12 protein-coding genes and 2 pseudogenes are annotated in these 15701 nt (G+C 46.4%); 3 read left to right on the top strand and 11 right to left on the bottom strand.

Features of this window, described 5'->3' with window-relative positions; translation table 11 throughout:
• On the top strand, positions 1-1656 hold the full coding sequence (locus OH458_RS03430) for a sensor histidine kinase (protein WP_269977272.1): 1656 nt from the start codon (positions 1-3) through the stop codon (positions 1654-1656).
• Here the strand turns inward: OH458_RS03430 and OH458_RS03435 are convergent.
• The 10 genes and pseudogenes from OH458_RS03435 to OH458_RS03480 all read right to left on the bottom strand — a co-directional run bounded on the left by OH458_RS03435 (position 1631) and on the right by OH458_RS03480 (position 12220).
• A complete protein-coding gene (locus OH458_RS03435) occupies positions 1631-1984 on the bottom strand; it encodes an Hpt domain-containing protein (RefSeq protein WP_269977273.1) in 354 nt (117 codons plus the stop codon). The two genes, OH458_RS03430 and OH458_RS03435, sit on opposite strands and share 26 nt — an antisense overlap.
• 22 nt (positions 1985-2006) lie before the next feature.
• Positions 2007-3308, bottom strand: coding sequence for an HD domain-containing phosphohydrolase (locus OH458_RS03440; protein WP_269977274.1), 1302 nt, complete (start codon positions 3306-3308; stop codon positions 2007-2009).
• On the bottom strand, positions 3305-4930 hold the full coding sequence (locus OH458_RS03445) for an EAL domain-containing protein (protein WP_269977275.1): 1626 nt from the start codon (positions 4928-4930) through the stop codon (positions 3305-3307). Before OH458_RS03445 ends, OH458_RS03440 begins: the two co-directional genes overlap by 4 nt.
• Positions 4931-4953: 23 nt before the next feature.
• Complete coding sequence (locus tag OH458_RS03450; protein ID WP_269977276.1) at positions 4954-6261, bottom strand: sensor histidine kinase; 1308 nt, start codon at positions 6259-6261, stop codon at positions 4954-4956.
• An 11-nt stretch (positions 6262-6272) separates the two neighbouring features.
• Positions 6273-6857 (bottom strand): chemotaxis protein CheC, encoded by a 585-nt coding sequence (locus tag OH458_RS03455; protein ID WP_269977277.1) that lies wholly within the window; start codon positions 6855-6857, stop codon positions 6273-6275.
• Complete coding sequence (locus OH458_RS03460; protein ID WP_269977278.1) at positions 6854-7222, bottom strand: response regulator; 369 nt, start codon at positions 7220-7222, stop codon at positions 6854-6856. The genes OH458_RS03455 and OH458_RS03460 overlap by 4 nt, the downstream gene beginning before the upstream one ends.
• Before the next feature lie 9 nt (positions 7223-7231).
• Positions 7232-8383, bottom strand: a complete 1152-nt coding sequence (locus tag OH458_RS03465; protein WP_269977279.1) for an HDOD domain-containing protein — start codon at positions 8381-8383, stop codon at positions 7232-7234.
• A 444-nt stretch (positions 8384-8827) separates the two neighbouring features.
• The gene (locus OH458_RS03470; protein WP_269977280.1) at positions 8828-9556 is read right to left on the bottom strand and encodes a transporter substrate-binding domain-containing protein; all 729 of its coding nucleotides are present in this window, start codon (positions 9554-9556) and stop codon (positions 8828-8830) included.
• 20 nt (positions 9557-9576) lie between these two features.
• The gene (locus tag OH458_RS03475) at positions 9577-11112 is read right to left on the bottom strand and encodes a methyl-accepting chemotaxis protein (protein ID WP_269977281.1); all 1536 of its coding nucleotides are present in this window, start codon (positions 11110-11112) and stop codon (positions 9577-9579) included.
• Positions 11113-11299: 187 nt separating this feature from the next.
• Positions 11300-12220, bottom strand: a pseudogene (locus OH458_RS03480) (IS5 family transposase).
• A gap of 169 nt (positions 12221-12389) precedes the next feature.
• Between OH458_RS03480 and OH458_RS03485 the strand changes: the two are divergent.
• Both OH458_RS03485 and OH458_RS03490 read left to right on the top strand, forming a co-directional pair.
• Entirely contained in the window at positions 12390-13652 is a 1263-nt protein-coding gene (locus OH458_RS03485; protein ID WP_269977282.1) for an EAL and HDOD domain-containing protein, read from the top strand.
• A gap of 182 nt (positions 13653-13834) precedes the next feature.
• A pseudogene (locus OH458_RS03490) lies at positions 13835-14266 on the top strand (transposase); the annotation flags it as partial.
• Between the two features lie 327 nt (positions 14267-14593).
• On the opposite strand, the gene dinB reads toward OH458_RS03490, so the two are convergent.
• A complete protein-coding gene (dinB, locus tag OH458_RS03495; protein WP_333482562.1) occupies positions 14594-15655 on the bottom strand; it encodes a DNA polymerase IV in 1062 nt (353 codons plus the stop codon).
• Between the last annotated feature and the right edge of the window lie 46 nt (positions 15656-15701).

The raw sequence follows: 15701 nt of genomic DNA on the forward strand, positions 1-15701 counted from the left end.
ATGTCACTGAGACTGAAAACCATCCTCGGAGTGGCCCTGATTGAAGCTGTGCTGTTGGCTATTCTATTGACGTTGACGCTCAATTACTTACGCACGACCAACTTTGACGGTTTGGATCAACGCGCTTTTTCCACCTCTGACTTGTTCGCCTCCACGGTCAAAAATGCGGTGCTCTCTTACGATTTGGCGACCGTCGAGTCCTTTACCCAAGAGTTGCTACGCAACGAAGACATTGTCTATGTGGCGGTGTTCGGAGAGGGTGGGCAAGTACTGTCAAGTGTCGGTTCGGTACCCAGTGATCACGATCCTTCACGCTTGGAGAAGGGCTCGCATCAAGTGACAGATGGTATTTTTGATGTCTCAAGCCCGATCGCCGAAGCTGGAATCGAATTTGGCGCGGTGTGGCTTGGCTTTGACATGTCGGCCCTTAATGCTGCCATCGATTCGGCCAAGAAATGGAGCACGCTTATCGTGGTCGGCGAAATGACCTTAGTGGCGCTATTCTCCTATATACTCGGAGCGTATCTGACTCAACGATTGAGCGAACTGCGACGGGCCGCAGACGACATCGCGGCGGGTGCTCGGGATGTCGACGTTCGCACTGACGGCCGAGACGAGCTGGCCACGGTATCGCGCGCCTTCAGTAACATGGTCGCCCAGATCAAAGTGTCCGAAGACAAAGCTGAACGCTATCATAACGAGTTGGCGGAAGCCAACGCGACATTAGAAACCCGAGTACAAAGGCGCACGCAAGCGCTGACCGAGGCCAATCATCAGTTGACGGCCACGAACGTACAACTCAAAAATACCCAAGAGAAGCTGGTCGAGTCGGAGAAACTGGCTTCGATTGGTACCATGGCTGCTGGAGTGGCGCATGAAATCAACAACCCCATGGGGGCTGTGAGCAGTAACCTTCAAATGTGCCAGACCTACCTAGGTACTTACCAAAAGTGGATTGAGCGCAGTGAAGCGTTGCGCGAAAGCTGCGATGCTCAAGCGAATCAAGACCTAGAGCAATGGAAACAAGCCCATCACGTAGAGTGTCTAGAGGAAGACTTTCGTGACAGCCTGAACGACGCACTGGTGAGCGTGGACCGGGTCCGAGCGATCGTCACGGCGTTGCAACGTTACGCCACTCAGCTTCATCAACCAAAAGGCAATCGAGAGCCCATTTTGCTCAAACAGTTAGTGACTCACTGCCTGGAGACGCTGGCGCCGCCGGAAACGTTGAGTATCACTGTGAGCACGTCGCTCACTGACTTACCCCAATGGCGCGTGAACCCAGACGACTTTCGACAGTTATTCACTGAACTTCTGAGGAACGCCATTCAAGCGTGTGAGCGCAAGCCTAACCCGGAGGAAGGACAGATATCCATCGCCGTCCAACAAGACGGCCAACGTTGGGTGATCCACGTGGTAGATAACGGGGTGGGTATTGAGGCGACTGACCTCAAACGTGTGTACGATCCTTTCTTTACCACCTTACCCGTCGGCCAAGGAACTGGGCTGGGATTGACCTTTGCGTACAATATCGTGCGTCATCATGATGGGGTGATTCACGTTCAAAACCGAGATATCGACGGTGTGGTTGTCACGCTGGCCTTTCCCCTTTCACTCTCAGATCAGGCAATCAACGAGACTGAAGATAGTGCGTGATTTGCGTATTGATGTCTTTTAATTGCAGTTGAAGATCGGCCGCCATGGTGGTGATGGCAACGCTGCACACCGCGCCATTCTTACATTCCATTTCCAGGGCGAGAGCCTCTTCGGCCACTCGTTCAGCACCGATAAACTGGCTGGCCGCCTTCAGTGAATGCACCGTGCGATAGAACGTGGCGTTGACCACTGTGCCTAGAGCTGGAGCGGGCATTGTTAAATATTGATTGGCCAACCCCTGATATTCGGTGAGCAATTCTTCAACGCCCTCCTCTCCCACTAGCCCGGCAATGGTGTCTGGGGAAAAGACGTAGGTAGGTTTTGTCATAATTACTTCTCTTTCTATCGGCTCAAATGTACACGGCAATAGGCACTTCCACGGTCGCTTCAATTTGTTTCAGTTTGTTGAGCAACGCCTCGTTGATCTCTTGGCCCGCAGACAGCATCATCTGGCCGTTCGGGTGATACACGTCCTGCTTAAGCACCGCGCCAATTTTAAGTTCATCAAGACCAACACATAAGTCAACGTCAGCGTTTTCCACTTCGCTCTTGAGCACTTCCAAGAAATGGCGAACCACTTCAGGATCGTAAAGAGTGCCCGCTTGTTGCTCTAAAAAGGCTCTCGCACTGCTCGGCTTGAGACGAGCGGAGTTATACAGACTCGAGACGAAAAAATCGTAATTTTTGATCACCCGTAAAATCCGGGCACCAACGGGGATAGTATCCCCAGCAAGATGATCAGGATGGCCAGTCCCGTCAAAGTTTTCATCCTGATGACGAATAATGTCTACCAGCGGGCCAAAACGCTTAATTTGTCCAACGATGGTGGCGCCTACTTCCGCGTTCGCTGGAGGAGCCAATTGGATCTGCGAACCGTCTCCTTGGCTCGTCAGTCCCTCGGACCCAGGCCTGACTCCTATCAAGCCAATTTCATGCAGCAATGCACTCAAGTAACAATGGCTCACTTGGGCTTCGGGCAGTGCCATGCGTAATGCAACCAACTTAGTATATTCGGCGACCCGATCACTATGTTGGTGTGGCTGGCCCGTAGCATGTTGAATAATGGCAGACAGAGCGGCAAGGATGTCTTTAAACGTTCGGGTACGACTGGTCAGCAGTACGCTCATCTTTTTATTAGAGTCTTGCAATGCGGCTGTGCGTTGTTTGACTTTGCTCTCAAGCGCGTTATTCCAGTCTCTCAGTTGAGCGTTCTTTTGTTGCAGTTCATCAGTCAGAGCCTGCTTTTGACGGCGCAACTCGAATAGCTCAGAGGCTTTAGACAGCGTTAGTTTTAAGCCTTCATTGTCCCAAGGTTTGGCAATGTATGTATGGATCCCCCCTTCATTAACTGCTCGAATCGTCGACGCCATATCGCTGTAGCCCGTTAAAAGAAACCGAATGGAGTTAGGACGGAGCGCGCGAGCTTTAGTGAGAAATTCCGCGCCGTCCATCTCAGGCATACGCATGTCAGAGATGATGATCGACACGTCATGCTCTTCCAAATGAGCCAAGGCGTCATAACCGTTGTTAAACGACACCACTTGATAATCAAAACGCAACACACGCGTCAAAGACTTGAGGATGTCAGGTTCGTCGTCTAAGAGTAGAAGGTGCAACTTGTCTGTGAGGGCACTGACGTCAGCATCATTCATAATTCGGCTCCTGCCACACGGTTGTCTAAAAAATACAAAAATTCGTCTAGGGGCAACGGTGGACTGACCAAGTATCCTTGGATACGTGTGCAGCCTTTGTTCCTAAGGTACTCGGCCTGACGGCGCTTCTCCACCCACTCTGCAACCACTTCCATATTGAGCGACTTAGCACTGTTGGTGATCGAGGACAAAATCACCTCATCGGATAAATTTTCACCCAAAGCACGAACGAAACGTCCATCAATTTTAACCACATCGAACGGCAGTTCACAAAGAGACTCAAAACCAGAATAACCTGTGCCAAAATCATCCATAGCAATTGTAACTCCAAGAGCATGCAACTGATGAAACTGAGTTAGGGCCCGTGGATAGTCAAAGATCTGATGGGTCTCCACTACTTCGAGTTCGATATCGCTGAAAGCAACGGCAGGGTTTGGTTCAAGCTCTCTCAACGAGCGTTGGGCAAAGCCTGTAATTAACTGCTTGGCAGTGACATTAACACTCACCGTCAATGTCCCCGGTGCCCCCTTGCGCTTTAACATGTCCGCCGCATGCTGCAACATTACAATGGTCAATAAGTCGTAGAGGTCATATTTACGAATCAAATGCAAAAAGTCCACCGGGCTTTGATAGGAATTGTCGGGCAACCGGCGCCGAGCCAAGGCTTCGCAGTGAGTAATATCACCAGTGTCGAGTGCCAATTGTGGTTGGAAAAACGCCTCGACTTTGCCCTGCTCCAGATCTTGGATTAGGGTGCCTAATTCGGAGTACTCCTCTGCGATCGCCCGATTGCCCTCTTGCACCAACCAGTACACGTGAGCATTGATAGGTAGAGCGTTGGCTTTACTCGACAACACCTGCTGCTCATTCCACTGACCCCAATGTTTGGCCTCGCTAATGTAACAGCGCATGTCGACCGCTTGAGGGTGCGCTGAACAGATCGCCTTAATTCGCTGACTTAGGGTGTCAATCGTTTTATGGCCTTCGACCGAGTATTCGGTGAATGTGACAAACTTGTCATCAGCTCGATACCATATCTGGTCCGTACTTCGCTGGAGAGCGATGGCCATTTGCTGGATCAGGTTGTTACCAGAGGCTTTACCATACTTGTTGTTATAGGCGTCCAACTCAGCAATGTCGACAATGACCAGCAGCCAGAGGAGGCCATTTCCCGTGAGATCAGGCAATAACGCCAAACGTCGGTCAAGCTCTCGGCGAGTCGCCATTTGAGTGCGGCGGTCTATAACTGGCTCATGGTCATGCAACGTGGTGGCGATCACCGAAGCCAGTTTGTTGGCATCCCAAGGTTTATCCACGTACTGATTGAGCACGCCAGCGTTGATGGCCGCCGTCACACTGCTGAGATCGGCCTGTCCCGACAACATTATCGCGGGTACTTCTGGGTAGCGTTGCTTAACTTCTAGCAGCAGTTCGGTGCCACTCATCCTCGGCATGCGATAATCGGTGATGATTAAATCAATGTGGTGTGCGTCGAGGACCTCGAGCGCTTGAGCTGCGTTTTCCGCCGTGTGTACGGTAGCCACTTTAAAACGCAGCTCTCGTCGCAGCGCATTGCGGATGTTCATTTCATCATCCACTATAAGAATCTCAGCAAAGTCCATAACACTCCATCCCGCCGATAGCTTTAACTGATCGAGTCGGCTGCGTCCGCCGTGGTTTTGTGCACAGGTAGAGTCAGCGTAAAGGTGGTCCCCTTACCCACTTCGCTATCCACTTCGATAGTTCCCCCGTGTGCATTGACTATCCCATACGACACGGACAAACCCAGCCCTGTACCATCGCCGACGGGTTTGGTCGTAAAAAACGGCTCAAAGATCACCGACAAGTTTTCTTTAGGGATACCAGCACCGTTGTCTTCGATCTGAATTTGCACCAGATCGTTCGCTAGTGGTTGCACCCGCACTCGGATGACGCCGTTTTCTTGAATGGCATGAGTGGCGTTAACCAACAGATTAAGAAACACCTGGTTAAGTTGCATGGGTTGGCAATAGATACTCGGCGTGTCGTCGGCGTATTCGCGCTCGACGGTAGTGGTGTATTTGATTTCGTTGTTGATGATGCGCAGAGTAGAGTCTAATCCCTGTCTGAGATCACTATAGAGCCACTCAGAATCGTCGACATGCGAGAATTCTTTCAGGTTCTTAACAATCGCCATCACTCGAGAAGAGCCCTCCAATGACTCCACGATCAGATCGGTGACGTCTTCCAGCATGTAAGTCAGTTGAGACTGTTCTATCAACTGCCGTTTTTGCTCGACCAGCGTCGCGTCACCCGACCCATCGATCGCTTCCTCCAGTGTACTCACGACGTCAGAGATCTTGCGAAAGTAGTCGTCCAACGTCTGAATGTTGGAGGTAATAAAGCCGAGAGGGTTATTGATTTCATGGGCAATGCCCGCCGAGAGTTGACCAATCGATGCCATTTTCTCCGACTGCAGCAGTTGGCTTTGGGCATTTTTAAGGTGGGCTAACGCGTCTTTGAGTTCTTTTTGTTCACGGTGCAGGCGGCGAGACAGACTCTTGAGTTCTGTTTGTTGACAGGCTTGAGCAGTAAGATCGTAAACACAGATGCACACATGATCCAGTGCTCCGTCTTGACCATGGATAGGGATAAACTCAAGATCCTGGAACATTTCCTCTTCTTGTCCAGATACTTGACGAGAAGACTGGAAAGGCAGAACATGGGGGGCTTGCTCCCAAGACGAGAAGCTAGGCGATTCAATGACAAATGCCGTATCGATTTTACGTTTCAGTACAGCGGCGGCGCCAGAGAAAACCGACAAGACGTTTTGCCCCAGTAACGCATCTTTGGTGAGGCCCGCCCGTGACTGGAAGTACGAGTTGGCCATCACGATGGTGTAGTCTTTACGAACGATACACATCGCTACTGACAACTGGTTAAGTAAATCTGAGAGCGCAAGTTTTGCTTTCATACGTCCCCCTGCTACAACCACTCGTCCAATCGGTTTACGATGGCATTAAAACCATCTTCGGCGAAACAAATGATCGTCTTGGTCTCAAAACTTGCAGATTCGATCAAGAAGGAAACATGCAAAATAATCGCTTGCTGCCATTTATTACCAGGAATAGGTTGGCGCGCCGGAGAATACATAAACGGTGGTTGAGTCCGTGTATCCAACTCAATTTGCTCACATAGCCCTCTCAAGCTTGCGCCAGACAGGATGTTCGACACCTCGAGCAAACTATCATGGAGCATTTGGCTATCGATAGCTTGATCATCGTCCAGCGCCAACAAACCACAGGCTATTGTCCGGCCGCCTTGCTTAGTTAATTGGGTAATTACCTCACCAGACATTTGGCCGAAAAATGGTTGCCGGGTGTAGTAATTGGCTTTGACATCACCGAACATTCCCATTAACTGACTCGGCGAGGCGATGTCAATACTGGGAATAGTCAAGGTCACTGGATGATTGAGCAAAATTGCCAGTTTACAAGCCGCCTGTCCCATGGAAATGTTGAGCAACTCTTTGAGCGAGTCTTCGTGATCGGCACTTAAGGTCGGATTCATATAATACCCACCTCGTGCAGTAGCTCTTTCAACATTGATGCATCCAGCGGCTTTTTGAGAAACGACACTGCACCCAGTTCCATGACTTTTTGCTGAGACGTAGGCTGAATGTCTGCGCTTATCACAAACACGAAATTCCGCGCGGCCCGTTTTTTTAGCTCAGACAAAACTTCAAAGCCGTCCATGATGGGCATGGTCAGATCCAGAAACATAACGTCGGCTTTACCCTCATGGAATTTTTCAAGGGCTTCTACCCCATTTGTGGCTTCATAGACGTTATCATGCAGTTCCGGCGGCAAGGCTCTCATCACGGCTTTTCTCGACATTTTAGAATCATCTACAATAGTGACAGAAATAGTTGACATAGACTCCCCCTACTTTTCCAAAAATGACAACAAGTCCGCCAATACGCCCAATGGCTCAGGAAGGGAATGCTGCCATTCGTCCAACGTCCCAGCGTCATGCGCTCTAGTGTAGTCGTAACAGAAGAGCACCAGTTGCCCCACTTCCCACTGATGAGGATCAGCGACGTCGGAAGTCTGGCCGAGCGTGAGAATCGCCTCCGCCAAGGGCAAGTGGTAGCCCCATAAGATCAGCACGTAGGCACTGATCACGTCGGTGTCTCGATAGCCCACTTGCAAATCGAGCGGATTGTCGCTGTCCAGCGCTTGTGTGTGACCCATCTCCTTTAGGATCAATTCCCCAATCGCGGACAACAAACACACTAGATAGACGCTGTCTTTATCTTCCGGAGACCAATGTAATTGCTGGGCAAGTGCCCCGGCAAGGTTAGCGAGCGTTTGATGGCGTGTCACGACTGCCTCGTGCTCTTCATCGCTTAGTTGGCGAAAAGCCTTTCGATTCATCATGGTCATCGCAATGCCGCACACCACTTTAACGCCCAACCGAGATACAGCGGTGCTCAATGAATTGGTAGGACTTTCAAAGCCCAGATATACGGAGTTAGCAGCTTTAAGCACTTGGCCCGCTAAGGGAGGTTCATCAGCAACGATATTTGCAAGCTCTGAACTGCCACATTGCTCGTTGGCCATACACAGCTCCAGTTGCCGAACTATACTAGGCAACACAGGCAAGTTTTCGATACCAGCTAATTTTTGGCGACAACGGGCTGAAAAAGGCAAGCCTCTTAGCCTCTCAGCGCAGATGAGAATTTGCGCAAAGTCTTTTTCTGAGAACGGTTTAGGTAATATAAAATGAGTCCAGTTGTTAACTAGCGCTATAATATCCACCGTCGTGTCACCAGTAATTAAGGCTCGGATGCTATTAGGAAAACGTTGGCTGACTTGCGCCAATAGCTCATCGCCCTTTAGCTCAGGCATGACCAGATCGCTCAAAACCAAATCAGGGGATATGGCCTGTGCATCGGTCAGAGCCCGCCACGTGGTAGGGTCTTGAATCAAAGTGATTGACCATTCGGGCTTCAAACGCTTAAGCAACCGACTGGCAGCTTTAAGCATGAACTCATCATCATCTATATAAAGCACCTGAAAACTGCTCTTTGCCATACTCTCTCGCTTATTATTCTTTTTGATAACTATTTTTGCTAACTACAGCTTCGCCGTACACTCCTTCACTTATTTTAATCATAGACAAAAAACTGGATTTTGCCGCCAACCACTTAACAAATATCGAAAATACAGATATTGAGGACAAATCCAACCTTACTAGGGCCACACAGAAATTGTTTTTTAACTTTTAAATCACCAACGATTGGCAGTTACTACTACAGGCTAATTATTGGTTAGTTAAACTTTGCTGCGAGTATAAGTATAGATGAGTCCCTTTACGAACAAGTCATATGTTAATTTGTTGAAAGGCCTTAAAGCTTGCTATCGGTTAGTCGGGATACTTGTAATAAAGGCAAGATGAGGTTAATTGCAAATGCAGTCCTAGAATAAAACCGCCCATCTTACGTGCGCGGTTTACACCTTTTTCAATGTGAACGATAGCTACTTGATACCATACTTTGCCAAAATATTATCAAAGGTCCCATTAGCTTTTATCTCTGCTAATCCCTTGTTAAAAGCAGCAATATAAGCATCATGATTTGGATTCGATAACCCTACAGTGACATGTAGTGGGTTCACAGACAACGCAGTGCTCGAGAAATCAAAATCGGCCAAATCCATTCCAGCTCCGGATAAAGTCGACTTTGCTACCAGTTCATCTTCTAAAGTGAGGTCGATGCGTTTAGCCAGCAACTTCTTAGCATTGCTGACCAAATCACTTGCTTCAGGTTTTTTGAAGTTGGTTGCTGCTAAGAATTCATCACCGTAGCCATAATTACGAACGATCCCCACGTTTTTTCCCGACAAACTGGCCATACCGCTGTACTCAAATCCGTATCCTTTGCGCATAATAAACTTGAGAGAGTTTTCAAGATATGGCTCACTGTATTTCAAATAGGAAGTGCGTTCACTAGTGAACCAAGTTGCAACTAATAGATCTACCTTACCGCTTTTGACTTCATTGAGGGCGCGGGTCCAAGGCATGATTTTAAAGTCAACAGTGTGACCTTGACTCTTAAAAGCTTCGGTTATTATCTCTACTGATATGCCTGGGTTAACGCTGTCTTTCTGAACAAACGGAGCCCATGGGTCTTGCGCAGCTGTAATGGTGGCAGCTGAGGCATTAAAATAAAGTAATGTACTGAATATAAATAATGTAATATTTTTCATAACATATCCTTTGTTTACTTTTAAACACGGAACTTAGACATGTGCTGAGCTATGCTTTGGCTAAGTTCCAAGACTTGGTCTGTCCTTTGAGCGTTCTTCGTTGCACCTGATGACACCTCGTTCGAGGCTTCTGATGCTTCCACGATCGCTTGACTGATTTCTTCAACGGCCATCCGCTGATCATCAGTTGCTTGAGAGATCTGTCCACTTCGTTCAGAAAGGATGGTGATTAGGCTCTGTACTTCACTTACCGAGCCCTGAGATTCACCAACTTGCGAAGCAGTTTTTTCAAGTAGAGTCGCGATACGTGTTAACTCTTCTTCAACCGATTTAGTGGCGCTGCCGAGTGCTACTATATTTTTCTGAATTTGCTCTGTAGACTCGCTGGTTTTAACGGCAAGATTACGCACTTCGTCAGCGACAACGGCAAAGCCCCTACCTTGTTCTCCAGCTCTTGCTGCTTCAATCGCGGCATTTAGTGCCAATAGATTGGTTTGATCTGAGATATCTTGAATGACATTTAGCACTGTGGTGATCTTCTCTCCTTCTTCTATTAAGATGTACATTTCTTTTTTCACATGGATCATATCTCCACACAGATTGATGATGGCGTTGGCACTACTTTCAATTGTGTTATTTACGCTTGAAGCTAGGAAACTGGCTGTATGTGCTTGTTCTGCCGTCTCAGAAGCTGTTTCAGCCACGGTGGAAACCGATTGATTGAGCTTTGTCGCTGCATCTGCGATAGTTGCCAATTGATGCTTTTGTATCTCAAGTTTCTGTGCATTGGTCTTAGCCGTAACGCGGTTGGCTTGAGCTTTATCTTTCAAAACATCAGAAGATTGGTTGACATTTTGTACAATCGCTCGCAGCGATTCAGTGAAATTATTGATTCCCTCGGTGATGTCAACGAACTCTTGGTATTTCGCTGGTTCGAGCTTGTTAGTCAAGTCTCCTTCTCCAGAAGCGAGATCTTTGATCACATCTGTCAGTTGAGAAATAGGTCTAATCACCGTCACCGAAAGCACCAACACGATCACGATTGATATGATGGTATCGAGTACTATCAAATCGATTATATTGGTGTAAAGAAAGTCCATGAGCTTGGCATCAAGAATATTAGAATCGGAAAAGACTCTCACGCTGCCGACAGCATTCTCTTCACCATATTCCACAAAAGTGAGATCAGCACTTATGCTGTTCTCTTCCAATAAAAGAGAAGAATCGCTGACTTCTAGGGTCTCAATCTTGTCATCTATTACTTGCGTAGTCAGAAACAGCAAATCATTGCCATCACTATCAATAAGCTGGACCGCGGAAATCTCAGGCGATTTGAGTTCCGCAGATATTGAGACTCGAGCCGATTCCAAATCAAAATCCCATACTGCTTTGGGAAGACTAATAGCCATTCGCTGAGTCGTGTTTTCAACCGAGAGTTGTAGTTCTTCAAGGAGGTTATTTTTAAACGCGTGATACTTAATGAAAGCTGACACGAGCAATACTAGTGTTAAAGAAACAATAACTTGGGCTAAAAATACTACCTTTAATTTTTTCATTACTGCCTCCTCGATTTGACAGCTATTCAAAAGTTAGCAGCTAGTTTAGCTTTAATCAATTTGGTGATTAAACTTTCATCGTATATGGGATAAATCTATGAATGTTACGGTACATGCCTTGATGCTTAGTTCGGGCTTTGTTGCGTAATTCATTTTCGAAATAGGCCAGACCTATTTTGGTTAATTGTTAGGCAACACGGCCAGTTTTAGGCTTACCAAGCCCTGTTAGCTTGTTCAACGCTTTGATCACCACGTATGTTTCAGCAACTTGTGCGTTGTAATTTCTTAGACTTAACCATCCTCCAAGTAACTGCTTCACTCGATACATAGATGTTTCAGATAGCGAGCGTTTGTGATAACGATAGCGTTCTTTCCAGTGCTTGTTCGAACCGTATAGCTTTTGGCAACCAACCGCTAAGTTTCTTGGATGACCTCGTTCCCAGAATGCAGCTCCCTCTCGTGGCTGCATGAACGCAACCGCTCGTTTAATTTGAATAGCCTTATGGCAACCCTTTGTGTCATAAGCAGCATCGCCTGATATCTCAAGGATTTTCCGACGTGTTTGCTTAGGCAAATAAGGCAGCTCTTCTGCATCAGTCACCGTTGATAAGCTCAACTCTGCGCCAATAATCTCATGTGCACTCGTATCTACTGCGAGGTGTAATTTCCGTCACACTCGGCGTTTACCATCCGCGCCATGTTTTTTGACTTTCCATTCGCCTTCCCCCTAAACCTTAAGGCCTGTCGCATCGATAGCGAGGTGCTGAATCTGTCCTTTGGTTTTCGTTTTGAAACTCACATTAACATCTTTGGCTCGACGACTGATACAACTGTAGTGTGGGCAGCGCAATGGAAGCTGAGCGAGTCGAAATACAGAATCTATAACCCCTTATGTAGTACGAAGTGGCATTGAAATCATACGCTTTACCATCAAAACGGTTGTGATGGCTGAATCACTGTAAATACGAGGTCTTTCGCGCTTGTTTTGCTTACCTTGTTTCCACTCTCTTATCGCTTGCTCATCAATCCAAAACGTCAGAGAGCCACGGTTGGTGATAGCTTGATCGTATTGCTTCCAGTTGTTTGTTTTGCAACCAGGTTTCGACATGAGACTACATACTTGAATGTAGCAGATCAGATCGTAAGCTTTGGATTTAGTTCCATCGATTTACGCAACAAAGCCAACAAATAATGCAGCACTTAAAAATGCACAAAAAACTACAGCAAACAAAATGTGTTAATATATTATTAACATAATAGGTTACGGAGGATGCCTAGTGGTTGGTATAATTAATTTGAATATAAACGAGAGTGATAATATTTATGTTGCAAAGCAACCTATTCTTGACACGATTCGAAACACTGTTGCCTTCGAGATTTTGTATCGGAATAGCTCAGACAACAGATACCCCGCCAGCATTAGACACATTGACGCTACTAAACTCATCCTTGCAGAGCAATTTCTTTCATCTACAGGCTCCTTCTTAGAGGGTAAGGACGGTTTCATAAATTTCGATATAGAAGCATTACGTGAGCGATTAGTCTTTAATTTTCCTGCAGAAAAAATTGTCGTAGAAATCCTAGAGACTTGTCCACCTGATGACGAACTCTTTGACATAATCGTTGAGCTTAACCAAGCAGACTACAGAATCGCATTGGACGATTTTGTCCCTTCACCAGAATGGGAGAGGTTTTACCCTTTTGTTGATATAATCAAAATAGATATTCAAGCATACTCCTTACTCAACGCGAGCTTCTTCATAGAAGCTATGAGCCACTCGAACATAACTTTTATCGCCGAAAAAGTCGAAACCTATGAAGAGTACCAATTAGCCATTAAGTGTGGTTTCTCATTGTTTCAAGGATATTTTTTTAAAAAACCTGAAGTTATTCAGAAAAAGAAACTATCTACTATTTTACAAACTGTGCTCGAGCTCTCGTCACTCGTAATGAGCAAGGACTTCAATTTCGCGAAAGCCACCGGAATTGTATCAAATAGCCCAGAGCTAACATATCAATTACTTAAACACGTCAATAACACTGGACTACAACGGGAAATCAAAAATGTAGAGCAAGCTATTGTTTACTTGGGCGTTAAACGGTTACAAAATCTCTGTTCCAATCTTCTCTTACAAAATACCTCTAGTAACAAACCGCACGCACTGTCTTATTTGGCCCTATTCCGTGCCAACTTTTTACAATCGCTTACCGCTCTCTCTCATTCAGAAGAGAGACAAGGTTCTGCCTATTTATGCGGCTTACTCTCCACTCTAGATGCGATGTTGGACACCGATATTGAAACTATTACTTCGGAGTTGAGTATCGAATGCTCGGTAAAGGTCGCATTACTAATGAAAACTGGTTTTCTTGGCCTCTGTTTGCAGTCTTCTGAAGCCCTCGAAAATGAAGACTGGGATCAATTAAATAAAACGTCTAAGAGTATGAACTTGTCGTTACAACAAATCATTAGTTGCGCAGAAATTGCGTCAAAAGCAGCAGAAATAATTTTAGAAGAACCAATTAACGAAGAAAACTGTTAGTACTGCGGATTAGTCATTTTACCCTTAACTCGGCTTTATTTCTTAAATCGATTGAGCCAGATAGAGAAGTTACAAGCTGATTTGGCTACACTAATTGTTCGACCTAGCCTCGTTACAACACAACTAACAGAAAGCGGTACAAGTAAACTGTATTAAATCGTAGTTAACTCGCTTTCTGAAACAATGAAGACGCCATACTCGAGTGGAAACTGACCAAACAAAGCAAGCGTGGCAAACCTAGCGTATTCAGTAGCTTAGCCATTACCACCGCTCTAATGGTGAAACGTATTTTCTCTATGACATTGAGAGCGCTGTAAGGTTTCTAAGCTCTGTATTTAGACTAGCTAGCATCCTGCTTGTTTGCCCGTATGAGCCCCCGAGCTAAGGTAGTTGAGGTTTGTATCACCAAAGGCACAATAGTCATCTCACCACTGATGCGACTGGTCTCAATATTTATGGCGAAGACGAAAGTGAATGGGTAGGTCAAGAAGCATGGTACTAGCGGGAAGAGCAGAGCCTGGAGAAAGTTGCACTATTTCGTAGATACAAGTACCTACGAAATAGTGGCAGCAGAGCTGAGCATATCTAACGTAACCGATGCCGAAGTGCTCCCCACTAACTCGATCAGACTGTAGTGGTCTTGCAAAAAAACTATATTAAGAGCCTACAGCTAATTCGGGTAAGTACAGAACTGTACCACCTATGCTAGACACGCCTTTAGGAGGCTTTCCACATCTGAAGCAATTCATAATTTACTAAATTAGCAAAGCCGCAGAAACAGTTTTGTCCAACGTCGTGCCAGCTTAGTATCGGCTGACAGTGTGATCACCAAGGTATCCGTTTAAACCAATCAGAACTATGCAGGACCAATCCGTACCAGTTTTTAGACTACATTTAAATGAATAAATTTATTGCATTTTTATGCATATATTATTCATTTATTAAGTTGTAGCTAAAAAACATGGCGCAATTTCTTTACGGTGTATACTCTTCGTTCCGCTATGCGTCTGAAGCGACGCGCTACACTCAATCAGCTTTGGCAAGTTGCTCCTATCAATTGACAAGAAATCGGCAATAATGGGCGCATTGGGAAAAAATTGGAAATCGGCAAACTTCAGCTTGATGCCTTGCTTAATGATGGCTTTATTTGGTGAAGCTTTTATCAGGCGCTTTTCGAGTTCGGGGAACAATCGCTCCTCAATCACACGCCAACATTGATCGTAACTCGAAATGTTTTCAGAAAATGTTCTCTCTACGCCAACCGATTTTCGCTCACGCTCAACAATGACCTCACGATTATCAATGCCATGGCTTTTTTTCCACAACGACGCACCCAAACGCCCAAAGCGAAGCAATAACTCCCTATAATCACTCTCCTTGATGTCCTTACCCACAAAGTAGCCCGCTTGATGCAGTTTCTCCAAACTCACCTTGCCCACACCCGGAATTTTCTCAAGTGGCAACTTATCGACTTCTTCTTGGACTCGATCAGGGGTAATGACATATTGCCCATTGGGCTTATTCATATCCGATGCGACTTTGGCCAGAAATTTCACGGGCGCGATGCCTGCCGACGCCGTCAATTGAAGTTCTTCAAAAATGTCTCGCCGAATAGCCTCTGCGATCAGGGTAGCACTGCCGCGACATTGCTTTGAGTGAGTGACATCCAGAAATGCTTCATCCAAAGACAAAGGTTCGATAAGAGAAGTGTAACGAGAAAATATCTCTCGAATGTGCTGAGATACTTGTTTATAGACTTGCATGCGCCCCGGAACAACCAGCAAGTGGGGGCATAGTTGCAGCGCTCTAGCTGTGGGCATAGCGCTGCGAATACCGAATTTTCTCGCCTCGTAATTGCACGTACTCAATACCCCCCTCTGCTTTTCATGACCACCGACGGCAAGAGGGCGTCCTCGATAACTGGGGTTGTCGCGCATTTCAACTGCGGCATAAAAGCAATCCATGTCCACATGGATGATTTTTCTGATCGTTTCTTCGCTCATACACTCACACCAAGAGCTGTATATAAAAACAGTATAAACCTTTCTC

Origin of the sequence: Vibrio sp. MarTm2 (assembly GCF_027587055.1) — a bacterium.
Taxonomy (GTDB): Bacteria; Pseudomonadota; Gammaproteobacteria; order Enterobacterales; family Vibrionaceae; genus Vibrio; species Vibrio sinaloensis_D.

Excerpts from the sequence above, each read along its gene's own strand:
- OH458_RS03430 (WP_269977272.1), top strand. The coding sequence starts at position 1 with ATGTCACTGAGACTGAAAACCATCCTCGGAGTGGCCCTGATTGAAGCT.
- OH458_RS03435 (WP_269977273.1), bottom strand. The coding sequence starts at position 1,984 with ATGACAAAACCTACCTACGTCTTTTCCCCAGACACCATTGCCGGGCTA.
- OH458_RS03440 (WP_269977274.1), bottom strand. The coding sequence starts at position 3,308 with ATGAATGATGCTGACGTCAGTGCCCTCACAGACAAGTTGCACCTTCTA.
- OH458_RS03445 (WP_269977275.1), bottom strand. The coding sequence starts at position 4,930 with ATGGACTTTGCTGAGATTCTTATAGTGGATGATGAAATGAACATCCGC.
- OH458_RS03450 (WP_269977276.1), bottom strand. The coding sequence starts at position 6,261 with ATGAAAGCAAAACTTGCGCTCTCAGATTTACTTAACCAGTTGTCAGTA.
- OH458_RS03455 (WP_269977277.1), bottom strand. The coding sequence starts at position 6,857 with ATGAATCCGACCTTAAGTGCCGATCACGAAGACTCGCTCAAAGAGTTG.
- OH458_RS03460 (WP_269977278.1), bottom strand. The coding sequence starts at position 7,222 with ATGTCAACTATTTCTGTCACTATTGTAGATGATTCTAAAATGTCGAGA.
- OH458_RS03465 (WP_269977279.1), bottom strand. The coding sequence starts at position 8,383 with ATGGCAAAGAGCAGTTTTCAGGTGCTTTATATAGATGATGATGAGTTC.
- OH458_RS03470 (WP_269977280.1), bottom strand. The coding sequence starts at position 9,556 with ATGAAAAATATTACATTATTTATATTCAGTACATTACTTTATTTTAAT.
- OH458_RS03475 (WP_269977281.1), bottom strand. The coding sequence starts at position 11,112 with ATGAAAAAATTAAAGGTAGTATTTTTAGCCCAAGTTATTGTTTCTTTA.
- dinB (WP_333482562.1), bottom strand. The coding sequence starts at position 15,655 with ATGAGCGAAGAAACGATCAGAAAAATCATCCATGTGGACATGGATTGC.